19 protein-coding genes are annotated in these 22,619 nt (G+C 62.5%); 6 read left to right on the top strand and 13 right to left on the bottom strand.

What is annotated here, in order from left to right; translation table 11 throughout:
• Positions 1-70 precede the first annotated feature (70 nt).
• Positions 71-2,578, top strand: coding sequence for a penicillin-binding protein 1A (locus VGL01_RS20700; RefSeq protein WP_331572666.1), 2,508 nt, complete (start codon positions 71-73; stop codon positions 2,576-2,578).
• 135 nt (positions 2,579-2,713) lie between these two features.
• Positions 2,714-3,088 carry a hypothetical protein gene (locus VGL01_RS20695; protein ID WP_331572664.1) on the top strand — a complete coding sequence of 125 codons (375 nt, stop codon included), beginning with the start codon at positions 2,714-2,716 and terminating at the stop codon, positions 3,086-3,088.
• On the opposite strand, the gene VGL01_RS20690 is transcribed toward VGL01_RS20695, so the two are convergent.
• Positions 3,042-4,403, bottom strand: a complete 1,362-nt coding sequence (locus VGL01_RS20690; protein ID WP_331572662.1) for an NAD(P)/FAD-dependent oxidoreductase — start codon at positions 4,401-4,403, stop codon at positions 3,042-3,044. The two genes, VGL01_RS20695 and VGL01_RS20690, sit on opposite strands and share 47 nt — an antisense overlap.
• 4 nt (positions 4,404-4,407) lie before the next feature.
• The gene (locus tag VGL01_RS20685; RefSeq protein WP_331572660.1) at positions 4,408-5,502 is read right to left on the bottom strand and encodes a terpene synthase family protein; all 1,095 of its coding nucleotides are present in this window, start codon (positions 5,500-5,502) and stop codon (positions 4,408-4,410) included.
• Positions 5,503-5,650: 148 nt separating this feature from the next.
• Between VGL01_RS20685 and VGL01_RS20680 the strand changes: the two genes are divergently transcribed.
• Both VGL01_RS20680 and VGL01_RS20675 read left to right on the top strand, forming a co-directional pair.
• Entirely contained in the window at positions 5,651-6,853 is a 1,203-nt protein-coding gene (locus VGL01_RS20680) for a cytochrome P450 (protein WP_331572658.1), read from the top strand.
• Positions 6,854-6,861: 8 nt separating this feature from the next.
• Positions 6,862-8,319 (top strand): FAD-binding oxidoreductase, encoded by a 1,458-nt coding sequence (locus VGL01_RS20675; RefSeq protein WP_331572656.1) that lies wholly within the window; start codon positions 6,862-6,864, stop codon positions 8,317-8,319.
• Between the two features lie 36 nt (positions 8,320-8,355).
• On the opposite strand, the gene VGL01_RS20670 is transcribed toward VGL01_RS20675, so the two are convergent.
• Complete coding sequence (locus VGL01_RS20670; RefSeq protein WP_331572654.1) at positions 8,356-9,681, bottom strand: aspartate aminotransferase family protein; 1,326 nt, start codon at positions 9,679-9,681, stop codon at positions 8,356-8,358.
• Positions 9,682-9,795: 114 nt separating this feature from the next.
• Here VGL01_RS20670 and VGL01_RS20665 point away from each other — a divergent pair, with 114 nt between their 5' ends.
• A complete protein-coding gene (locus VGL01_RS20665) occupies positions 9,796-11,199 on the top strand; it encodes a PLP-dependent aminotransferase family protein (protein ID WP_331572652.1) in 1,404 nt (467 codons plus the stop codon).
• Positions 11,200-11,254: 55 nt separating this feature from the next.
• Here the strand turns inward: VGL01_RS20665 and VGL01_RS20660 are convergent, their stop codons facing one another.
• The 10 genes from VGL01_RS20660 to VGL01_RS20615 form a co-directional block, all read right to left on the bottom strand.
• Complete coding sequence (locus tag VGL01_RS20660) at positions 11,255-11,965, bottom strand: GntR family transcriptional regulator (protein ID WP_331572649.1); 711 nt, start codon at positions 11,963-11,965, stop codon at positions 11,255-11,257.
• Between the two features lie 129 nt (positions 11,966-12,094).
• Positions 12,095-13,132, bottom strand: coding sequence for a proline racemase family protein (locus VGL01_RS20655; RefSeq protein ID WP_331572647.1), 1,038 nt, complete (start codon positions 13,130-13,132; stop codon positions 12,095-12,097).
• Positions 13,129-14,625, bottom strand: a complete 1,497-nt coding sequence (locus VGL01_RS20650; protein WP_331572645.1) for an aldehyde dehydrogenase family protein — start codon at positions 14,623-14,625, stop codon at positions 13,129-13,131. Before VGL01_RS20650 ends, VGL01_RS20655 begins: the two co-directional genes overlap by 4 nt.
• 12 nt (positions 14,626-14,637) lie before the next feature.
• Positions 14,638-15,930: an NAD(P)/FAD-dependent oxidoreductase gene (locus tag VGL01_RS20645; RefSeq protein WP_331572643.1), complete on the bottom strand. Its 1,293-nt coding sequence runs from the start codon at positions 15,928-15,930 to the stop codon at positions 14,638-14,640.
• Positions 15,931-16,002: 72 nt separating this feature from the next.
• A complete protein-coding gene (locus VGL01_RS20640; protein WP_331572641.1) occupies positions 16,003-16,881 on the bottom strand; it encodes a dihydrodipicolinate synthase family protein in 879 nt (292 codons plus the stop codon).
• Between the two features lie 27 nt (positions 16,882-16,908).
• Positions 16,909-17,574 carry an amino acid ABC transporter permease gene (locus VGL01_RS20635; protein ID WP_331572639.1) on the bottom strand — a complete coding sequence of 222 codons (666 nt, stop codon included), beginning with the start codon at positions 17,572-17,574 and terminating at the stop codon, positions 16,909-16,911.
• Between the two features lie 10 nt (positions 17,575-17,584).
• Entirely contained in the window at positions 17,585-18,256 is a 672-nt protein-coding gene (locus VGL01_RS20630; RefSeq protein WP_331572637.1) for an amino acid ABC transporter permease, read from the bottom strand.
• Between the two features lie 10 nt (positions 18,257-18,266).
• Positions 18,267-19,094 carry an amino acid ABC transporter ATP-binding protein gene (locus VGL01_RS20625; protein WP_331572635.1) on the bottom strand — a complete coding sequence of 276 codons (828 nt, stop codon included), beginning with the start codon at positions 19,092-19,094 and terminating at the stop codon, positions 18,267-18,269.
• A 317-nt stretch (positions 19,095-19,411) separates the two neighbouring features.
• Positions 19,412-20,554 carry a porin gene (locus VGL01_RS20620; RefSeq protein ID WP_331572633.1) on the bottom strand — a complete coding sequence of 381 codons (1,143 nt, stop codon included), beginning with the start codon at positions 20,552-20,554 and terminating at the stop codon, positions 19,412-19,414.
• A 178-nt stretch (positions 20,555-20,732) separates the two neighbouring features.
• On the bottom strand, positions 20,733-21,569 hold the full coding sequence (locus tag VGL01_RS20615; protein WP_331572631.1) for a substrate-binding periplasmic protein: 837 nt from the start codon (positions 21,567-21,569) through the stop codon (positions 20,733-20,735).
• 465 nt (positions 21,570-22,034) lie between these two features.
• Here VGL01_RS20615 and VGL01_RS20610 point away from each other — a divergent pair, with 465 nt between their 5' ends.
• Complete coding sequence (locus VGL01_RS20610; RefSeq protein ID WP_331572629.1) at positions 22,035-22,568, top strand: hypothetical protein; 534 nt, start codon at positions 22,035-22,037, stop codon at positions 22,566-22,568.
• The last annotated feature ends 51 nt before the right edge of the window (positions 22,569-22,619 follow it).

The following is a 22,619-nucleotide window of genomic DNA, read 5'->3' as shown; positions in this document are numbered from 1 at the left end:
GGGCGGCGATGCCCTGCTCCTCTTTTGGTACGATCGCGGCTTTCATTCTCGTTTTGCCTCGTACCGATAGATGATCGAGCCCGTCCAGCAATTGCTTCTCTCGGCGCGCAAACTGGCGCTTGCCGGACGCGCACGCCTGCGGCGCCCCACGCGGCGGGGCATCGCACTCGCGCTCGCGGCGGTCCCCGTGCTGTTTGTGCTCTACGTCCTGGCGCTGATCCCTCTGACTCCCGGTATCGGCGATATCCGCAAGGCACGCGTCGATCGCCCCGCCCAGATTCTTTCGTCGGACGGAAAGCTGCTGGCCGAATTCAAGCCGTCGAACCGCGAATGGGTCAAGCTGGCCGATATCTCGCCACGCGTCATCGATGCGCTGATCTCCACCGAGGACCATCGCTTCTACCAGCATCACGGTATCGATTGGCGGCGCACGATCGGTGCGGCGCTCCATACGTTCTCGGGTGACCGCCAAGGCGGCTCCACGATCACGCAACAGCTCGCCCGCAACCTCTATCCCGATGAAATCGGACGTGCACCGACCCTCACACGCAAGCTCAAGGAAGCGATTACCGCGCTGAAGATCGAGGCGGTCTACCGCAAGGACGAGATTCTCGAGACCTACCTCAATACGGTGCCGTTCCTCTATAACGCGTACGGAATAGAAATGGCCGCGCGCACGTATTTCGACACGTCGGCCGCGGAACTCGACGCGCGCCAGGCCGCGACGCTCGTCGGGATGCTCAAAGGCAATGCCTATTACAACCCGAGGCTCAACCCCGCGCGAGCGCTGCAGCGACGCAACACGGTGCTTGCCCAGATGGTCAAATACGGGCGGCTCACGCCGGCCCAGTACGCGTCGCTGCAAGCGCGTCCGCTGGGCATCGATTTCGAGCGGCAGACCGAGCCGCCCGGACCCGCGCCTCATTTCGCGCAGCAGTTGCGCAAATGGCTGATCGCTTGGGCCGATCGCAACGACTACAACATCTATGCCGATGGCCTCGTCGTGCATACGACGATCGACGCGAGACTGCAGACGATGGCAACGCAGGCCGTCGCATGGCAGACGAGTCAGTTGCAGAGCATAGCGAACCGCGCCTGGTCGGGAAGAGAAGGTTGCTCCGCGGCCAATCCGACTTTCGTCGCGTTCATGCGCGAGACCGATCTCTACCGCGCCGCCCGCGCGGCGGGTCAAAGCGAGTCGGATACGGTGAAGCAACTGGCGCGCGATCCATCCTTCATGCGCGCGCTGTGCACTGCGAAGACCGACATCCAGGCGGGTTTTCTCGCGATCGACCCGCGCACGGGCGAGATCCGCGCGTGGGTGGGTAGCCGCGACTTCGCGCGCGAGCCGTTCGATCACGTTCAACAAGCGCGGCGGCAACCTGGCTCGACATTCAAACCGTTCGTCTATGGCGCCGCCTTTGCGGCCGGCGCGAAAGCCGACGACAAGCTCGTCGACCAACCCGTCGCAATCGCGCTCAAAGGCGGGGAAATCTGGCGCCCCTCCGACGAAACACCCGCAAATGGGGACGCGTTCACGCTCCGGCGCGCGCTCGCCCTTTCGCGCAACCGGATCACCGCGCAAGTGATTGAACGCATCGGCCCGGCCAAGGTCGCCCGGTTGGCCCGCGCGATGGGTGTGCGCGAGAGTCCGCTCGAAGAGGTGCCCTCGCTCGCACTCGGCACCAGTCCCGTGACGCTGAAAGAAATGGTTGCGGCCTATAGCACCATCGCCGACGACGGCGTGTACCGCGCACCGCAGATGGTCACGCGAATCGACGATGCGAACGGTAACGTGCTCGCCGAGTTCGCTCCGGCACAAGCCGAGCGTGCGCTTGCCCCGGATGTCGATCGTACGCTCGTCGATGCAATGCGAGATGTCGTGAACTACGGCACCGGTTCATCGATTCGCAGCCGCTTTGGCATTCGCGCCGACGTTGCCGGCAAGACGGGCACGACGCAAGACGGCGCGGATGGATGGTTCATTCTCATGCATCCGGAATTGGTGGCAGGCGCGTGGGTAGGGTTCGACGACGGGCGCGTCACGCTGCGCAGCGATTATTGGGCGCAAGGCGCGCATACGGCATTACCGATCGTCGGGGAGTTCTTTCAGCGGGCGTTGCGTGCGCGAATCGTCGATGCGCGCGTGCGATTCGATACGGTAGCGGAGCCTTCCGCGTTCGAACAATTCCGCTCGCGCTTGAGCGAACGGCTGCAAGGATGGCGCGAGGCGCTCTTCGGCGGCGCAGCGCCGCAACGAGCCGCGACCGGCGCGGTTCGGACTCCCCCGGCTCCGCGGCCGCCGTCCGCCAGTGCAACCGAAGAGGCGAGCGGCGCAACGAACGTCAACGAATCCGCCGGCGCAGCGGTGCAGGATACTATCGAGACGCAGGCACAGCCGGCTGCAGCTGCGGCTGCGGCTGCGTCCGTGCCGGCGCCGGCGAGTACGTCGCAAGCAGCGTCCGCGCCGCCCTTCCCTGTTGTGCCCGATGCGGGTGGTGCGGCGTCGGAACCAGCGCAAACGGCGCCATCCGCACCGGCGGATATGGAGCGTGAAAGCGGCCCCCAACAGCAGTGACCAGCGTTGCCCGATTTCGGCGTAGCAGTGAGTACACGGACCCAAGCTCCGGTCGATGGGTCGGGAAGCTCGATCCGCTCTTGTTCCTTTGCTTTATGCAGCGCTATTGCCCGCTCTTCACGCGAGATTGACGACATGCAACCGACCCTTACCGCCATACTGCCCTGCAACGATCTTGACCGCACCGAGGCGTTTTTCGCACGGCTGGGCTTCAAGCGCGAGGCAGGCAGTCTCGGCGACTATCGAATGCTCGCCGACGGTTTCGGTGGGCGAGTCCACCTCAATCCGGCTGTCGAAGGGTGGCTCCTGCCGGGGCGCAATCCGTTCGGGCTTTACCTCTACCGCGAGGATGTAGACGAACTCGCCGCCGTGTTCGGTGCCGAAATCCTCGGAAGCGGCGATCCGAGCGACAAACCGTGGGGAATGTACGAGTTCGCGCTGAACGCACCCGATGACGTGTTGGTCAGAGTGGGATGGCCGACGCGCCTGCGCCGCTCTTCGCGAGGCTAGCCAGCACACGCGCCGCAGCACGCTCTCCTGAGCAAAGACTCGAGTTCGTCGTCGAACCGGAAAAGTAGTCGCCGGCCAGTTGCACCGGCGAGCCCGCATCGACCGATTGAACGAAGCGCCGCAGCGCCGACAGGTGCCCGGGAGCATTCACCGCGATCGATGGGCTCCACCGTTGTACATGCGTCCATTGCACGTCTGTCAGCAGATGCGGCAGTGCGCCGGCGAGCGTATCGAGCGCGGCTTTCCCGATCGCATCGTCGTCGAGATCGGCCCGCGGGTCGCTCCACGTCTGCCGCCAGTACGTCGTGACCAAGCCGCGGCCGGCGGGCGCTCGACCCGGTGCCTTGTTGTGTTCGAGGACGATCGCTCCGAGGTCTGGTTGTTCGACGCGGGGTACGAGCAGAAAACACGCCGGCTCAGCGGGCGGGACCGATAGCGCGAACGAGACATTGACGCATCTGCCATAGCGCACGCTCTCGAGAAACGCGCGCTGATCCAGCGTCCAGTTTCGATAAAGCTGCGCTGCCTGAAGCGCAGGCAATGCAATGACGCACGCGGCGGCCTCAGTGCTGTGCTGCTCCCCGTGCGCATCGCGCCACGTGACCGTGACCCCCGCTCGCGTGCGCTCCACCTCGAGCGCGGTCGCTTCCAGCCGCACATCATCGATATGGCGCGCCAGCCCTCTCGGCAAGAAGGCGACGCCGGATGGAGAATTGAAGAGCCCCCGGGTCGCGAGCACGCGGCGAATGAAAAACAGAAAGCTGGCCGCCGAATTGTCCTCCGCCGTATTGAGCGTCATACTCGCGCAGGTCGGTTCGACGAGGTAGTCGCGAATCTCGAGATTGAGGCGCCGCACTGCATACTCGGGAGCGCTTTCACGGTCGGCGGCATGTGCGCGCGAAAGATCGAACCAGTCGAGCTTGTCTCCGAGCCGTATGCAATCCCATACCGCGCGCAACAGCGTCACCTTGCTGCGCGCGGAAAGCGGAATTCCGAGCATATCCTTGAGATTGCCCGCCTGAAAGCGGTGCACGTTGCCGTCGCGCACGAGACCGAAAAGGCTCGACGTGGGCACGATCTGATCGGCAAGACCCGCTTCGTCGATCAACGCCAACATGTGCCGGTAGCTCGTCGGCAAAAGACTCGCACCGAGGTCGATGCGGTAGCCGTCCCGAAGATGCGTCGACATGCGGCCACCGACCTCGCCCATGCGCTCGAGCACCGTCACGCGAAGGCCTGCCTTGTTCAACCGGTAGGCCGCGGCGAGGCCAGCTACGCCGGCGCCCACGACGATGACACGCTCGCCCGTGGTCACCACCCTACTCGCTCGCGCTCAGCAGATCTTCGAGATAGGGCCCCCCCAGTGTCGCATCGGCATCGTATCGTATCGTTTGCAAGCCCCAATCCAGGTGACCTCGCATCCAGTGATGCAATCCCTGTATATACCGGTCGATGGCATCGCGTGAATGACCGCCGAGATCCGTTGCGGATATTCTTTGGCGCGACGCATCGAAATCGGCGATACGCGATGCAATCCGCTCAACCACCTTCTGCAATGCCGTTGGCTCATCGCATCCTGTCTGGTGTTCGAGAACGATGACGAGATTGTGCACATCGCCATGCGCCCGCTCTTTGGCAACGGTGAGCAAATCGTCGCTCCAGCAGACGACATCGGCACATGCGGTCCGAGCTTCGAGCAGCAGCGGATGGCTGCGAACATCGTCCGGCAGCGGCGCATCAGCCACATATTCGAGCAGATCGAGCGACGGCCAGATCGCGCCCGCGTGACGACGGTTCGGCACGAACTCGTGGATCGGCGGTATGCGGCCATGCCCTCGATTTGCCGCTTCCCACTCGCAGCCGGAAAGGTAGCCCAAATAATGCCGCGCGAACACAGCGCGCCAATGCTCCGTCATGCGCCCAGCCAGCCGGTACCAGATGTCCCGCAGGGCGCTAACGAGGGGCAGGCACGACGACGGTTCTCGGGCCGGACTCACCGACCGCGCGCCGTCTTCGAGGCGCACCGCTGTCCTTCCCGTCATTTCGCCCGCCATCGCGATGAAGGGCCGCAAGCGGTCTCTGACGAGTTGCAGCTCTCTTCCTGTTTCGCCCTCATCCAGTTGATCGTCGATCAGAAAGAGCCAGCCAATCCAGGCGGTTGCCGTCTGAAGCCGATCCTGATCGATGGCAGTGGAATAAACGCGGCCTGCCAGGGCACCGGCAGCGGTCTTGCGGAACCGGTCCCGGGCAACTTTCGAGCGCGTGAGCCCGAATGCGACGGCCCATTCCCGAACCCACGCTTCGGCTTGCCCGGTCCATACACTGACCGGCGATCGATTTGTGCCCAGCGCTTCGAGGAGCGTTCGAGCCGCCTGCATTTCGTCACGCACACTTGCCACCGTCCGGGAATTCACGCGTGCTCAGTATGCTTCGAGGGTTAGGACTGCGAACGAATCAAAGCCGTAGGTGAATCTCCGTGGCGAGCCGCAAGCTACGATTGCGCGCGCGTGCAATTCCCGACCATAGAGATACAGTGCTAGTCGACTGGACAGGAGCGATTTCATGGCGCAGACATCGTCATACAGCCTCGATCAGCGCCTCGCGGGCTTCAGCACCTATGAAACGACGCCCGACGAAGCATTGGCATTATTTCGTGAAGCCCGGGCGTCCGGGCGCTCCGTGTTCTGGAGCGACACGCAAGGGGGCCACTATGTGTTTCTCGACCACGCCGACGTCAAGGCAGCGCACATCGATTGGGAAACCTACCGTTCCGGCCCACAGGTGCTGCGCCCGCTGGCCGAGCGGCCAAGATTTCCGCCGATCGAATACGATCCGCCCGAACATGCGTCGTGGCGCAAATTATTTGCGGAGGTATTGAACCCCGATACGGCAACGCTTCACGAAGCGGCTGTACGGGAGGACGTGGAAGAACTACTCGACGACGTCGCTCGGCGCGGGACATTCGATCTGCAAGCGGATTTCGCGGAGCAGGTTCCGTTGCTCGCGCTGTGTCATCTGATCGGCTTCGACAAGACCAAGCGCAGCGAAGTCCGACGCTATACGGTCGAACTGCATGCTGCTTCTGGAGACCCTCATAGAGCAGCCGCGGCCTTCCAGGCGTTTGCCGAGTTTGGTCTCGAAGAGGTTCATGCGCGGCTCCAGGAACCGCGGGATGACTTCCTGACCAAGCTGGCGCATGCGCGGCTGGGCGACCGGCCGCTGACCGCGATGGAAGTGGGCGCGACGATGAACAGTCTTCTGAACGCGGGCCACGGCACAACGGTCAGTGGGCTGACAAGCCTTTTATGGGAAGTGCTGCGCTCCCCTGCCATACGAAGGCGGTTGATCGAAGATCCCTTCCTGATCCCATTCGCGGTTGAGGAATCGATGCGGCTGCATACACCTTTTTTCGGCATCTATCGGATGACTACCCGAGATGTGACGGTAGGTGGCGTCGATATCCCGGCCGGCAGCTCGGTGCAACTGATGTGGGCGGCCGCCAATCGCGATCCGAAGGTGTTCCGGGACCCCGATACATTCGATCTCGATCGCGACCTCGGCAGTAACCGATTGCTGACCTTCGGTTTCGGGATACACGCCTGCATGGGTCAGCCGATGGCTCGCATGGAGATGAACGTGGCGCTAGGTGCGCTGTTGCGGAGGCTGCCGGACATCGAGCTCATAGCACCCGATGCGGTCAAGCACGAATTTGCCGGTTCGGAGACCGCCCTGATCAAATCGCTGCCCGCTCGGATCGTTCAATGACTCGACCCATGTCTTCGAAGACGTTTTCAGACTTCCCTCCCGCGGGCTTCAAAGGTGTGGTCTTGCGTCCGGGCGACCCGGGATATGCCGAGGCCCGGGCGCTACCCAACGCTCGATATGCGACGCGTCAGCCTGCGCTGATCGCGCGCTGCCGCGATATCGAGGACATCGTGATGGCGGTCGAGTACTGCGCCGGGCGCGGCGAACCGATCGCCATTCGCAGCGGCGGGCATGCGATCGACGGGCACGCGATGCCGCACGATGCATTTGTCATCGATATGTCGTTGATGAAGCACATCGAGGTCGATCCACAGACCGGCGTCACGACGATCGAAGCGGGAGTGCTGCTCGGCGAGATGGACGCGGCGACGCAACGACACGGGTACGTCGTGCCCTCTGGTACCGTTTCGACCACCGGCGCGGCCGGTCTGACACTGGGCGGAGGTATCGGCTACCTGACGCGGCGATTCGGCATGACAGTCGACAATCTTCTCTCGGTCGATGTCGTGACCGTCGACGGCCGCAGGCTGAGCGCGTCGGCGAAAGAAAACCCGGAACTGTTCTGGGGACTGCGCGGCGCCGGGCACAATCTCGCAATCGCCACGTCGTTCACCTATCGGGCGCACAAGGTAGGACCCGAGATCGCGAGCGGGCTGATCGTCTATCCCATCGAGGCTGCGGTGCCCATCCTCGGCCGAATCGACGAAGTCATGCTCGCCGCCCCGCGCGAGCTTACGCTGTACCCCGTGATTCTGCCGGCGCCACCGCTACCCGGGCTGCCTCCGCATATGATCGGGGTACCGATCTTCGTGCTGATCGTGGTCTACACAGGCGAATCGGCGAAGTATGAAGAAGCGCTCACAGGAGTGCGGCCGTTGGCACGCCCGCTTGCCGACATGGTTCGCCCATCGTCGTGGCTGGAAGCGAATTCGCTCCTCGATGTGTTGGCACCGCCGGGCCGCCGCCAGCATAGCCGCGGCGGATACCTGGCGGCGATCACCCCCGAGATCGCCCAGACTGCCGTCGATCTCGTATCGCGCGCGCCGGCACCGACCGGGCCCGGCCCGAGCGTCGCGATTGCTTTTCCTTGTCTGGGTGGCGCGAACTTCGACGTTGGCGAGGATGCGATGGCGTACTCGCGCGAAGGTGCCTATTGGCTCTGGGAAGTGCTAGGGCAATGGGACACGCCCGATGAAGACGCGCAGTACGAGGGTTGGGTGGACGGTGTGATGAACGCACTGAACCCGTATTCGCTGCGAACCGGGTACGTCAATTTGTCGACCGACCGTGGCGCCGAATGGTTACGCAACCTCTACGGCTCTCCCGAGAAATGGCAACGCCTGTGCGCGCTCAAGTCCGAATTCGACCCGCGCAACCTGCTGTCGTACAACAAGAACATCGCCCGGGCCCAAGCGGCTGCCGCATCGCTGCGCGCAGCCGGCGTTGCCTGGTCCCGGGAAAGGTAGCGACGATACGGGCCGCGCACGGCGGCCCATTTTCGATCAGCCGACCTGGCGCAGCGCGTCACCAACCGTCGAAAAGATCTGGTCGATCTGCCGCTCGTCGACGATCAACGGCGGCGAGAAAGCCAGGATATCGCCTGTATAACGGACGAGCACGCCGGCTTCGAAGCACTTCACGAAAACGTCGTAAGCGCGCGCCCCTGGCGCATCCGCCCGCGATTCGAGTTCGATTCCGGCGACCAGGCCAAGGTTGCGGATGTCCTTGACGTGCGGCGAGTTGCGCAATTCGTGAACCGCATCCTCGAATGCGCCCGACAATTCCTTCGCGCGCTCGAAGAGCCGCTCACGCTTGTAAATGTCCAGCGTGGCGATCGCGGCGGCCGCCGCCGAGGGATGGGCCGAGTAGGTGTAGCCGTGGAAAAACTCGATCGCATTGGCGGCCCCGGCATTGATCACCGCGTCGTGAACGGCACGGCTCGCCGCAACGGCACCCATCGGGATCGCCGCGTTGTTGATCGCCTTGGCCATCGTCAGCAGATCTGGTGTCACGCCGAAGTATTCGCTCGCGGTTGGCGCGCCAAGACGGCCGAAGCCCGTGATGACCTCGTCGAAGATGAGCAGGATGCCGTACTTGGTACAAATGTCGCGCAGCCGTTGCAGGTAGCCTTTGGGCGGCACCAGCACGCCGGTCGATCCGGCGAGCGGCTCCACGATGACAGCCGCAATCGTCGAGGCATCGTGCAGCGTAACGAGCCGCTCCAGTTCGTCGGCGAGATGCGCACCCCAGGTCGGCTGGCCGCGGGTGAAGGCGCATTCGGCGATATTGAGCGTGTGCGGCAAATGATCGACATGCGGCATCAGATTGCCGGAGAACGCCTTGCGGTTCGGCGCGATACCTCCAACCGAAATGCCGCCGAAGCCGACGCCGTGATAACCGCGTTCGCGCCCGATGAAGCGGGTGCGCTGACCTTCGCCGCGCGCACGGTGATAGGCGAGCGCGATTTTCAGGGCCGTATCGACCGATTCGGAACCCGAATTGGTGAAGAAAATCCGGTCCAGGCCGGCCGGCATGAAGTCGGCCACTTTCGATGCCGCTTCGAAGGCCAGCGGGTGCCCCATTTGGAACGTCGGCGCGTAGTCCATCGTCGCCAACTGCCGGGAGACCGCTTCGGTGATTTCGGCGCGACCGTGCCCCGCATTCACGCACCACAGCCCCGCCGTTGCGTCGAGCACGGAGCGATCGTCGACCGTCGTGTAGTACATGCCCTTGGCGGCCTTGAACAGACGCGGCGCGGTCTTGAATTGGCGATTTGCCGTAAAGGGCATCCAGAAATTGGAAAGATTCGGGTTTTCCGTTGCGCTCATTCTATGTCTCCATCGATGTGCGACCGACTTTAGCGACTGTGCAGGCTACAATCACTGGACAGCAAAAAACGAATACTCAGACCGTACTGGTTTTTTCTTCCCGACTGTATTGAAATGTTCAAGCTGAATTTGTCCCGGTCCCGGAAAGACGAAGGTACGCTGGTCGAGCAGATCGTTTCGTCGGTCAGGCAGGAACTCAAGAACGCCACCTACCCCGCGGGCACTGCGCTGCCGTCGGTACGCGCGCTCGCCAAGTCGTACAACCTCAGCACCTATACGGTATCCGAAGCGTATCAGCGGCTCGTCTCGCTCGGTTTGATCGTGGCGCGCGCAGGCGCGGGCTACCGCGTCGCAACCCCGGTGGGTCAGATGCCCGCCGCTCCGGCATGGCACGCGCCGAGCCTGAACGGAGCCTGGTTGCTCTCTGATGTCTTCGCCGACCAATCGATACCGATCAAGGCCGGAAGCGGCTGGATACCGAACGATTGGGTCAACGAGAGCGGTCTGCAGCATGCGCTGCGTGTGGTGAGCCGCACGCCGGGCGCGCGCATCGGCGGTTACGGGCATCCTTATGGTCTGGGCGCCCTTCGCGAATACATCAGCGGATCGTTGCGCCGCTATTCGCTGTCCGTCGGCACTGCGGACGTCCTGCTGACACAAGGCGTCACGCAGGGGCTGGACCTGATCGTACGGACGTTGCTGCAGCCGGGCGATACCGTCGTCGTCGAGGATCCTTGCTACTGCAATTTGCTGCAGATCCTGAAGGTCGCGTTCATCAATGTGGTCAGCGTGACCCGCACGGCGGAAGGCATCGATACGGAAGAACTCGAAACCGTTATCCGCGAGCATCGCCCCAAAGGCATATTCGTCAACACGGCGCTGCAAAACCCATCGGGCACGTCGCTCAGCGCGGCATCCGCGTTCCGCTTGCTGCAGATCGCCGATCGCGAAGGTTTATGGGTCGTCGAAGACGACATCTCGCGCGAACTCGCGCCGCCCGGCGCGCCGTGTCTCGCCGCGATGGAAGGATTGCGACGCGTGATCTATCTGTCGGGATTCTCGAAGACGATTACGCCGGCTGCGCGCGTCGGCTACATCGCCGCCAACCGCGAGCTCATTTCAAAGCTCGCACTGACCAAGATGGTCGTGGGGCTGACGTCTTCCGAAGTCACGGAAAGAATGGTGGCCAATGTGCTGATCGAAGGACACTACGATCGTCACACGGCTCATATACGCGAGCGGCTGTTCAATGCGCATGCGAGCGTGGCCGAATCGATGCTGAGCTCAGGGCTCGAAATCTTTCATACCCCCAACGCCGGGCTTTTCCTGTGGGCGAAGCTGCCCATCCGGCCCGACGAGAGTTTGGCCGTTGCGACCGAAGCGCTGACCAAGGGAATCTGGCTCGCACCCGGATCGTATTTCCGCCCGGCCGAGGCCGAATCGGCCTGGTTCAGATTCAATGCGGCGACATCCGATGTGCCCGAGCTGTGGGAATTCATCCGTGGGCTTGCGGCATAGCGTTCGGGGACCGAAAGCGGACGATGCCTCCCGCCAAGGCCGATTCGTTGAATCGCTACACGATGGCCATCGATTCGGTCATGTTCTGCCGCATATAGTCGAGGAACCGCTTCTGAAACAACATCGTGTGCTCGTGCGCGGCTTTTTCGGCAGCGTCCGCGTCGCGCCTCGCGATGGCCTCGATCATCTCGTTATGGTCCCGATCGAGCTTCGAGGCCGTGGGCGAGTTGACCGTGAAATCGAAATGCAAATGCAGCAGCCGCTGTCCTTCGCCGAGTAGCCGTTCGTAGTAGCCGACAAAATACGGATTGTTTGCCGCGTGCGCGATAGCCATATGAAACGCTTTGTTCGTCTCCGACATCGCCTGGAAATCACCGCTTTCGACCGCTTCCATGTAGACATCGTCAGCCTTGCGGATTTTGCCGAGATCCGCTTCGGTCCGCTGCGTCGCGGCCAATCGAGTCACGGCCCGCTGCATGAGATCCAACGCCGAAATGTACTTCGGAAACTCCTCGATTTCGAACGGCGTCACGAGCGTCGTTCGGTTCGGCAAAATCGTGACGAGCCCTTCGCTGATCAATCGGGCCAGCGCATCGCGCACGGGCGAGCGCGACAAGCCGAACTGCTCGGCCAGAGAGATCTCATCCAGCTGGGCGCCCGGCTTGAGCTTGAGCGTCAGAATCTGCTTGCGCAGTTCTTCATAGACGTACCGCCCGCCGTGCCGGCGCACGCCACCTTCCGCTTCCTTCGTCGCTTTGCTCGTCACACCCGTCTCTCCATCATCGATCCGCTGATCCAGCATGCGTTTCAGTGTAGCACTGCACAAACTCGACAGTGACTCGGAGCCGGGTCCGATGTAGCCGCGATGCGCCGTCGATAGCCATCGCGTTCGCCCTTACGCCAGCAAATGAACCTGCGGCCCCCAGGTGTCGGACAGCGCGAATCCATCCGGAAACGGGTCATCGTCGGACCACCGGAGCTGTTCCCGGCCATAGACGAATGCCCGTCCCGTGATACGCGGCAATATCGCGCGGCGACCGCCCACTTCGGTTTCGCCGATCGCTTCCGCGACAAACTCGCCGCCGATGATCGAGCGCGACGTACGGCGGTCTCCGACCGCGATAGCCCCACGCGCGAACAATGTCGCGAGGTTCGCCGAGCTGCCGGTACCGCATGGCGAACGATCGACGCGGCCCGGCTTGAGCGTCGTACAGGTGCGCACGGCACCATCAGGCTCGCGGCCGCGAAACATGACGTAGGCGATTTCGTCGACGCCCGTCAGTGTCGGGTGCCGCACCTCGATCTGGCCCGCAAGCAGCGCTTTCAGTTCGATGCCTGCCTCGGCCAGGGCGCGCGCGTTGCCTGGCACGATATCGAGCCCGATCTGCTGCGCATCGACCAGCGCGTAATAGACGCCACCGAACGCGACATCGACTTCGATACGCCCCCAGCGTGGCGTCTCGATCGGCCGGTCCAGTAACTCGGCGAAGCACGGCACGTTGTCGAGGCTGACCGAAAGGCACCGACCATTACGGCAAGCCGCCCGCGCGACGATGAGGCCCGCCGGCGTATCGAGCCGGACCACCGCCTCCGGCTCCTGCATCGGCACGCGTCCGCTTTCGAGCAGCGCCGTGACGACGCAGATGCAGTTGCTGCCCGACATCGGATGCGCACGGTCGGCCTGCAATACGATGAAGCCGGCGTCGGCGTCCGGACGGGTCGGCGCGACGAGCAGATTGACGGACATCGCGGCGTTCGCGCGCGGCTCGAACGTGACGAAGCGGCGCAGGCTGTCGTCGACCGTGTTGATGTGATTCATCTTGTCCAGCAGGGTCGCGCCCGGAATCTCGGGTGCGCCGCCGACGATGACTTTGCCGATCTCGCCCTGGCAATGCACCTCGAGCAGATCCAGCGAGCGTTCCCAATTCATCATTCGCTCCGTTCGGACTTGATGTACCAACCCCATGGCTGGTCGCTTTCATAACGCGTAATCTGCTTGATTTCGAGGTAGTTGTTCAAGCCCCACTCGCCCAGTTCGCGGCCTATGCCGCTTTGCTTGTAGCCGCCCCACGGTGCCTCGGTGAACGTGGGCTGCGAGCAGTTGATCCAGACGATACCGGCACGCATGAGGCGTGCGACGCGCTCGCAGCGCGCGAGATCGCTCGACATGACCGCCGCCGCGAGGCCAAAGCGGGAATCGTTCGCACTCCGGACGGCCTCGGCTTCATCGTCGAACGGCCGCACGCAGACGACAGGACCGAAGATTTCTTCGCGCCAGATCCAGCTGTCCTCGGGCACATCGGCCAACACCACGGGCTCGATGAAGTAGCCTTTGGCCAGGTGCGCCGGGCGTTCGCCGCCCGTCAGGCGCCGCGCGCCTTCGGCTTCGCCGCGCGAGATTGCCTCGCGCACCTTATCGTATTGCCCCCGGGAGACGAGCGGCCCGAGCAGCACGTCTTGCTGAAGGCCATCGCCAATGGTGATCTTTCGGGCTTGCTCGGTCAGGCGTTCGAGCAACGGCGCGTAGAGCTTGCGTTGCACGAGCACGCGTGACGTAGCCGAGCAAACTTCGCCCTGATTCCAGAAAATGCCGAACATGATCCACTCGACGGCGGCTTCGATATCGCTATCGTCGAATACGATGAACGGCGACTTGCCGCCCAACTCGAGGCTCACGTTCTTGATGTCGCGCGCCGCGGACTGCATGATGCGGCTGCCTGTCGGCACGCTGCCTGTGAACGCGAGCTTGTCGACGCCCGGATGTTCAGCGAGCGGCGCGCCCGCATCTTGCCCGAGCCCGGTCACGACATTCAGCACGCCGCGCGGCAGCCCTGCCTTCGACGCGATGCCCGCCAATTCGAGTGCCGTCAGCGGTGTGAGCTCCGACGGCTTGAGCACCATCGTGCACCCCGCCGCAAGAGCGGGCGCAACCTTCCAGGCGGCCATCAGCATCGGGAAATTCCACGGGATGATTGCGCCGGCCACACCAATCGGCTCCTTTCGCGCGATCGAGCTGAAACGACCGTCGGCGAGCGCGACCGGCTTTTCGGCATTGGCATCGAGCGTTTCCGCCAGACCGGCATAGAACTCGAAGCAGCCGGCCGCATCGCCGAGATCCCACAGCGCTTCGGGTAACGGTTTGCCGTTGTCCCGGACTTCGATTTGCGCCAGCTCGTCCAGGCGCTCGCGGATTCCTGCCGCGATTTTCCTCAATATCGCGCCGCGCTCGGCTCCGCTCATGCGCGGCCAGGGACCTTCGTCGAAAGCCTCGCGCGCGGCGCCCACCGCGAGGTCGACATCCTCGGCCGTCGCGGCCGCCACATCGGCGAGAACGGTCTCGTCGCTCGGATTGACGGTTTGGAATGTGCCGCCCTCGACAGGCTTTACCCATTCGCCGTCGATGAATAGTCGGTCGTACGATTTCATGAATGTCTCTTTTCAAGCGAACCGATAGGCGCTGAACGGCGCCAGGTCCTGTTTGGTGGGGCGGCCTGCAACCAGATCGGCAATCAGCCGCCCCGTAGTCGCACCGAGCGTCAAACCGAGCTGCCCATGCCCAAATGCCATGAAGACATTCGGCAGGCGGCGCGATCCATCGATGACGGGCTTCGTATCCGGCAGGAACGGGCGATAGCCGACACCGTATTCGAGCCTGTCCGTACGCAGTTCTGGCAGGACCCGCCGAGCCTTTGCGAGGATGATCTCGGCCCGCTTGAAGTTCGGCTTCGCGTTGCGGCCGGCGAACTCGATCGTGCCTCCAATCTGCAAGCCTCGCGTCATCGGGCTGAAACAGAAGCCGCCGTCCGCATAAATGACGGAATGGCGAATATCGACGCCCGGCTCTGGTAGCAACGCCTGATATCCGGCGATGCCTTCCAGCGGCACACGCACGCCCAGCGCATCGAAGAAACGGCGGGAGCCGGTCCCGGCCGCAACGACGACGTGACTGGCCGCAACGCGTTCGCCGTTGGCAAGCGTGACGCCGGTCGCATGCCCGGACGACTCATCGATACGCGTCGCTTCCGTGCGAACGCGGCGTCCGCCCTGTGCGACGAAACTGGCGGTCAGCGCGGCGATAAAGCCTTCGGTATCGCTCACCGCGCGCCAATCGGGAAACAGGATGCCATGAGAGAAGCGGCCAGCCAGCGCCGGTTCGAGATCGCCGATCTCCGCTGCGTTCAGCCGCTGGGATGCGAAGCCGAGCGAGGCGCGCAGCTCCAGATGCGGCCGCTCGTGCTCGAGGCCCGCCGGCGTATCGAATACTTCGATGATCGGCTGTTCGCCCATCAGCGTCTTGTCTTCGCAGGCATCGATGAGCGGAGCGAAGTCCGCGTAGACGTCGTGTGTGAGTGTCGCCATCGCCTTCGCGATATCGACGATCTTCGAATGGCGCGCGCACAGGACGAATCGCAAGAACCACGGCAAAATGCCAGGCAACGCGCGCGGCCGCAATGCCAGCGGTCCCTCCTGATCCATCAACCAGCCCGGCACCTTCATCAGGATGCCGGGTTTGGATAGCGGAATCACTTCACTCACCGCCATTTGACCGCAGCTCCACTTCGCAGTGCTGTCGCCGGGTGCAGCCGGATCGATCAACGTGACGGCATGCCCGTTGCGCTGCAGGTACAGCGCGCAACATACGCCTACTATCCCGCCGCCGATCACGACGGCGGCGCCCGGCTTGACCGCTGCCCGGGAGGAATCAGCGCGATCACGAGGAATGGCGTTCAATTGACGAACTCCTGCAAGGAAAGATCATGCGCATAAGGCTGCACCGATGCCATCGCCCGCGCTGCCGCTCGATCACGCCCGCGACGCCTCGAACACTGCGCGAAATTCGCCCTTCTCCTCATCGGTGAGCGGCTGCAACGGCATACGCGCGTTGCCGACCTTGAAGCCTGCCAGCTCGCAGCCGTACTTGACCTTCTGAATGAACTTGCCGGCTTCCATGCTGGCCATCACCGGGAACAGCGAGCACATGACCGCCTGCGCGCCGCGAATATCGCCGGCCGTGAACTTGTCGTAGAAGTCGACGACTTGCTTCGCAAAACAGTTTGCCGGTCCGCAGATCCAGCTGCTCGCACCCCACAGAAAAAAGTCCAGAGCCTGATCGTCGGAGCCGCACGACAGCTGATAGTCGTCCTTGTACTGGGTGCCGATCTGGATGGCGCGCAGCAAGTTACCGCTGCTTTCCTTGATGCCGATCACGCGCGGGTGATCCTTGAACGCCTCGAGCACACCAAAACCCACTTCGACGTTGGTCCGAACCGGGTAGTTGTACAGAATCACGTTGATGTCCGTCGCTGTATCGAGAATCGCCTGATAGTGGCCGATCAGCTCGTCTTGCGAGGGCAGCGCGTAGTACGGCGGCGCGATCAATATGTTGGTATAGCCCGCATCGCGCGTCTGCATGACCTGCTCGATGACTTCGCGCGTCGACGAGCCGTTTGCACCGGCGATCAGCGTGCCGCGATTACCTACGACTTCACGCACCGTCTTCAGGACGGCTCGACGCTCTTCGTTCGTGAGCGCGTAATACTCTCCCGTCGACCCGAGCGGAACGAAACCCTTGACGCCGACCGCGAGCTGAAACTCGAGGATATCGGCGAGCGTTTGGTGATCGACCGCGCCCGCTGCATTGAACGGTGTGACAAGAGCGGGAAGGATGCCTTTCAGTTGCATGCGAGTTTCTCCGGATAACGAGAGGAATTAATAGGCGAAGCGCCTGAGCAAGCGCGATTCCACGACGCCGACGAGACGCGTCAGCGGGAATGCCACGACGAAGTAGACGAGCGCGACGGTCGTCAGAAATTCGACCGGGTGCGCCGTGCTGTTCGAGATGTTCTGGCCGACGAACATGAGATCCGCAATGCCGACCGACGAAATGAGCGCGCTTTCCTTGAACAGGCTCACGACATTCGATAGCAGCGGCGGAATTGCGCGCAGCAGCGCCTGCGGAAAAATCACATAGAGAATCTTCACGTGCGGCGTGAGACTCAATGCAATGCAGGCATCGTGCTGCTCGGACGAGATCGACTTCAGCGCGCCGCGAAACGTCTCGCTCGTGATCGCAACCATATAGAGTGTCAGCGAGATCAGCACCGACAGATACGGCGGAATCGGCAGCCGGAAAACGACGGGGAAACAGAAAAACACCCAGAACAGCTGAATCAGCAGCGGCGTGCCGCGGAAGAACTCGACATAGAACGTCGTCACGGCCTTCATCCAGCGAGAAGGCGACATCCGCAGCAGGCTCAGCACGAAGCCGCCGAGACTGCCGACGATCGCGCACGCGCTCGTGAATGCGAGCGTCAACCCGAGGCCCTTCAGCAACACCGCCCAATACGGCGGAACGAGCGAGAAATCGAGATGCATATTCCGCTCCTCAACGCTGGATCGCTGCGTCCTGCCGACGCTCGATCATGTGCACGAGCCGCGCCACCGGCAAGGAAAGGGCAAAATAGATCAACGCCACGACCGAGTAGGTCTCGAGCGGCCGGTACGCTTCGGTCGCGAGGCTTTTCGCGACGTACATCAGATCCGCCACCGCAACGATTGCAACGAGCGCGCTTTGCTGGAGCGTGCCGATTCCATTGGTCATCAGCACCGGCATCGCACTGCGCAGTGCCTGCGGCAGCACGACATAAACAGTGCGCTGCCACGGTTTCAGCCCGAGTGCGACGCAAGCGTCGAGATGCTCCTTCGGAACCGACTGAATGCCCGCGCGATATGCCTCGGCATTGAACGCGGTGAGATTGAGACCGAGCGCGAGCACGCCCATCGTGATCGGATCGATGAAGACATCGACGATCATCGGAATGCAGTAGAAGAACCAGACGATTTGCAGCAGCGCCGGTGTGCAGCGGAAAAATTCGATGAAGAGCTGAGCGGGCCAGCGCACGAACGACCAGCGGCTCATGACGACGAGACACAGCAGGAAGCCGAGCACCACCCCCATGACGTTGGCCGCGATGGCAAGCTCGAGCGTGACCCTCAAACCTTCCAGCAGCTTGCCGAAGCTCCCGGCCAGAAAGCCGAAATCGAAGTGATAGTTCATGGCTTCGACCTCAATCGAGATGCAGGACTTTTTCGAGGAACTCGCGCGTGCGCGCTTCCTTCGGACACTTGAACATTTCCGCGGGCGCCCCTTGCTCGACGATCTTGCCGCCCGCGCAAAACACGACGCGCGTCGCGATATCGCGAGCGAAGTGCATGTCGTGGGTCACGATGATCATCGCCATCTTCTGGTCGGCCAGTTGCAGCATTACGTTCTGCACTTCGATCACCATTTCGGGATCGAGCGCGGACGTCACTTCGTCGAACAGCATCAACTTCGGTTCGAGCATCAGCGCGCGGGCGATGGCGACGCGCTGCTTCTGTCCTCCCGATAACTGGCTCGGATACGCGTGCAGCTTGCTCTCGAGCCCGAGACGGGCCAGATAGGTGCGTGCGCGTTCGGTCGCCTCGGTCTTCGAAAGGCCCCCCGCTTTGACCGGAGCGAGAACCAGATTGCCGAGCACCGATAAATGCGGGAACAGCGTGTAGTGCTGAAACACCATGCCGATCTGCTTTTGCAGCTTCCCGTCGATGCGTTTCGCGCGCCCCGAATCGGCTCCATGGATGTACGGTCGGCCCTGGAAATCGATCCGGCCGCCCTGCATCCCTTCCAGCCCCATCATCACGCGCAGCAGCGAACTTTTTCCGCTCCCGCTTGGGCCGATGATGACGAGCCGATCATCGGCGCGCATCTCGAGGTCGATTTTGTCCATGACGACAAGATTCGGGCCGTACGACTTATAGACCTCGTGAAACCGAACAAACTCGGCTGCGGACGAGCCGGCGCGGCTTGCCGCTTGAACATGCGCGGGGATAACCACGGATTCAGGTACCGACATGAGGAGTCTCTCCATCGAAGCGCTTGATAGGCGAATCCGTTAGGTCGCCGCCAGCGGGGCACGCACTGCATCGATGGCATTTGGAGCACATACTTGTGCTCTTCATTGCGTGCATCAATGTATGCAATAGTAGGGGACCAAAATCGCGACTGTCAACGTTTGCCTGATCGCCTCAGGGAAATCACTGAGCGGCGGGGCGGCTTGCGTGCGTACGCCCGATGTCCGCGGGCAAAAAAAACGCCGCTGGCAAGGCGGCGTAAAGCGCGGAGAGACGCCCCTGTCGAGGCGCCGAAACACTCTCGTTCAAACAGCGGCGCTCAGAATTTGTGGCGGATGGCAACGCGCGTGACGAATTGGTTGCGATTCGACGAAACATCGGCCGCGCCGGGCACGTAGGCGACATCGAGCACCGTCCCGGTCTTGTCGCCGGCCACGTGCTGATAGGCACCCTGCACATAGACGTCCGTGCGCTTCGACAGGTTGTAGTCCGCCATCAAGCCGATCTGGTGATAGGTTGGATGCTCCTTTCCGGTCGTCGCGTTGAAGCTCGCGCGCGTGTAGGTGTACATCCCACCGACGAACAACGCCGGCGTGAACTGGTACTTGCCGTTCACCTCGAAGTTCTGGAAGCGCAGGTTCGAGAGCGTGCCCGCCGTCGGCGTGATGGCTCCCACGTAGCCGGAGCTCGTCGGCTGCACGACGTCGGTGTTCGTGTAGGCAAAGCCGACCGTAGCCGGGCCGAATGCGTAATTCACACCGGCACCGAAGACGCGCAGGCGCGTGGCGAGGAAGTTCTCGTCGCCGCCGTTGTTGATTGCTCCGCCGGCGCTCGACGACGGATTGTTGGCCTGCAAGTAGGCCAGGGCCACGAGCAGTCCGGCGTTTGCATATTGCGCGCCGAAGCTGTACTGACGGTTGTTCGCGAAGTTCGTGTCGTTGCTGAAGCTATAGGTGCCTCCGAACTGGAAGCCCGAAAGGTTCGGGCTCGCGTACTTGACCGTGTTGTTCACACGGAACGTGTTGTCGGTGTTGTCGTTGTCGTACGGATGCGCGAACAGATAGCCGGCCCAGTTGCCGTTTGCCGTGGTCTGCGCCAGATAGTCGACGAGCGAGTCGTACTGCCGGCCCAGCGTGACAGTGCCCAGCCGGCTGTCCGCGAGACCGACATAGGCTTGCCGGCCGAACATGAGACCACCCTGCCCGAGCCGCCCGTTATTCACGTTGAAGCCGTTCTCCAGCTGGAAGACCGCTTTCAGCCCGCCGCCGAGGTCTTCGGTGCCTTTCAGGCCCCAGCGGCTGCCTTGCGCATAGCCGCTCTGCAGTTCGTACACTTTGCTGCCCTTCACATTGTTCGTGAAGTCGAAACCTTCATCGATCAGACCGTAAAGCGTGACAGTGCTCTGCGCAAATGCGGGAATCGATAGTGCCGCGACGAACGCCGCAAGAATGGTCTTTTTCATTAGGAGTCCAAACTGATATGTCGTTGAGATGGGCATGCGTCGAGCCGTCGCTATCGAGTCATGGGTGACAGCGACGCTCTTGTCCCAGGCTGGCCCTGTGCTCGGAGTGCTTTCTTATATCGAGTCGACGATCGATCTCGCGACCGCGAATACGTCGCTACGCGGCGCGGGACCGATCTCAATTCTTTTGTTGAACCAGCATTTGTTGCACCGACGTCTTGATCAAGCGATTGACCGCGCCGGACTTGACCTGCTTTTCCAGATAGCCGTTGAGTACGGCCAGATCGGCCGCGGAAGTGTCTTTCCTCACGCCGAACGCCACTTCCTGTTGAGCCAGTGGCGGATTCGGATGAAGAGCAGTCGCCCAGTCCGGATGCGCCTCGGTCAGCAGCATGTTGGTGATATTCGCATCCGCGAGCAGATCCGCGCGCCTCGACATCAATGCCAGACGCGTTTCGTCGTTGCCCGGAAGCCGCATAATTTGCGCGTTCTTCAGCACGGCTGAGATCGCTTTGTCCTGCGCCGTGCCCGACATGACTGCCACGACGACGCCGGATTTGTCGATGTCGCCAAGCGAATGGGTGTCCTTGGGCAGCTTCGGATTGTTCTTGTTGTAGACGAGCGAGACGTTGTAGTCGGTCGCGGCCGTCGAGAACGAAATGGCCTTTTCACGCTCGGGTGTGTCGTTCAGCGCCATCGACAAATCCCACTTGTCCGATTGCAAGCCCGCAACGATGTTGTCCCAGGTGGTGTCGACGAACTCGACTTTGACCTTCAGCACGTTCTGCCCGAAGTCACGGCACAGTTCGGAAAAGAAACCGCTGTACTGCCCCGTCTTTGCATCGCGCATGACATAGGGCGGCGCCACGGCCGCGCCGCAGCGCAACACACCGGCTTTCTTGACGCTTTGCCAGGCGTTGGCGTCCTCGGCCCGCGACGGCGCGCTGCCCATCAACGCAACCGATGCCGCCACACAGAGAAGGAGTTGACGCGAAAAAAGAGACAGCCGAACCATGTTGACCTCTCGAACTAGGGTAATCCCGCAGATGGAGTAATAGCTCTGCCACACATTAATGAGTGCTTCATTGTGTGCAGCATTGGATGCAATCATAGGAAGCCAAAACTTTTTCTGTCAACGGGAGATTGCCCTTAGGTCATCTGCTGGTGCGCGACGCGGAGGCGAACCGCCCGCGCGAAGGGCCGTATCGAGCCTTCGTTGGGCGCTGCTGTGCTTCGCATCGCTCGCTCGAGTGGCCGGTTCTCGCCGATAGGATCAGGACTTCCCACTACGGTTACGGACCGCCACTTGACGTCTTGGTTACCTTGGAACAGGGCCTCCCGGCCTGGACCGGCGCCGCCGCACGATAATAACGAGACGACGTCGAACGATTCCGGGACGCCGACGTCCGCGCCCGCGTCTCATCCTCTCCTGGACCGTTTGCGGCAGCTGCCCCGGCGCGACCATGGACGTTCACCGTCCGTGGCCGACGCCGCCGATGGTGAAGCCGGCGCAGCGTTGAGGAAGGACGCCGAGCAGGGTCTATACATCTCGCGCCAGGTCGAACATGGCAGTGCGCAACGCTTGCTCGACCTGGTTGACGAAACGCTGCGTGGGCAGGGTATATCGACGAGCGATATGACCTTGGTACCGCCGGACAAGATGCACGTTACGGTCGTACGCAGCCCGAATCCGCTACGCCCTGGCGCGACGCTCGATCCGCTCACCGAGCCGGTGACGATCGATCTGCGGGCAGGCTGTCATCTGGTGCGATTGGGCGACGGCATCGCATTGCGTTTCAACGCGCCCGCCCTCGAGCAGAGGTGGGAAGCCGCGAGAGATAAGGGCGCTGGCTGGGCGTACGGCGGCGGTTATATCGCGCACGTCACCGTTAGCTATGACGCGAAGGGCGCCGAGTTCGAGCCGATCGCCATACATCCCGACCTGGCTCTGACGCTGCTGGGCGAGCGTGCCGAAACCTACGACCCCAACTGGGTCAAGCGGCAGGGTCTGTAGAGACTCGCGCTCCCCCATTTGCCGCGCTGCGCGTAAGCTACGTCCACTTGG

The sequence above is a fragment of the Trinickia sp. genome, from assembly GCF_036503415.1.
Lineage (GTDB): Bacteria > Pseudomonadota > Gammaproteobacteria > Burkholderiales > Burkholderiaceae > Trinickia.
Note: the sequence above shows the minus strand (reverse complement) of the source record. Positions and strands in the feature narration are given on the sequence as shown.

Bases quoted from the DNA above. Each gene is read 5' to 3' on its own strand.
- VGL01_RS20700 (WP_331572666.1), top strand. From the start codon at position 71: ATGATCGAGCCCGTCCAGCAATTGCTTCTCTCGGCGCGCAAACTGGCG.
- VGL01_RS20695 (WP_331572664.1), top strand. From the start codon at position 2,714: ATGCAACCGACCCTTACCGCCATACTGCCCTGCAACGATCTTGACCGC.
- VGL01_RS20680 (WP_331572658.1), top strand. From the start codon at position 5,651: ATGGCGCAGACATCGTCATACAGCCTCGATCAGCGCCTCGCGGGCTTC.
- VGL01_RS20675 (WP_331572656.1), top strand. From the start codon at position 6,862: ATGTCTTCGAAGACGTTTTCAGACTTCCCTCCCGCGGGCTTCAAAGGT.
- VGL01_RS20670 (WP_331572654.1), bottom strand. From the start codon at position 9,681: ATGAGCGCAACGGAAAACCCGAATCTTTCCAATTTCTGGATGCCCTTT.
- VGL01_RS20665 (WP_331572652.1), top strand. From the start codon at position 9,796: ATGTTCAAGCTGAATTTGTCCCGGTCCCGGAAAGACGAAGGTACGCTG.
- VGL01_RS20655 (WP_331572647.1), bottom strand. From the start codon at position 13,132: ATGATGAATTGGGAACGCTCGCTGGATCTGCTCGAGGTGCATTGCCAG.
- VGL01_RS20650 (WP_331572645.1), bottom strand. From the start codon at position 14,625: ATGAAATCGTACGACCGACTATTCATCGACGGCGAATGGGTAAAGCCT.
- VGL01_RS20640 (WP_331572641.1), bottom strand. From the start codon at position 16,881: ATGCAACTGAAAGGCATCCTTCCCGCTCTTGTCACACCGTTCAATGCA.
- VGL01_RS20635 (WP_331572639.1), bottom strand. From the start codon at position 17,574: ATGCATCTCGATTTCTCGCTCGTTCCGCCGTATTGGGCGGTGTTGCTG.
- VGL01_RS20630 (WP_331572637.1), bottom strand. From the start codon at position 18,256: ATGAACTATCACTTCGATTTCGGCTTTCTGGCCGGGAGCTTCGGCAAG.
- VGL01_RS20625 (WP_331572635.1), bottom strand. From the start codon at position 19,094: ATGTCGGTACCTGAATCCGTGGTTATCCCCGCGCATGTTCAAGCGGCA.
- VGL01_RS20620 (WP_331572633.1), bottom strand. From the start codon at position 20,554: ATGAAAAAGACCATTCTTGCGGCGTTCGTCGCGGCACTATCGATTCCC.
- VGL01_RS20615 (WP_331572631.1), bottom strand. From the start codon at position 21,569: ATGGTTCGGCTGTCTCTTTTTTCGCGTCAACTCCTTCTCTGTGTGGCG.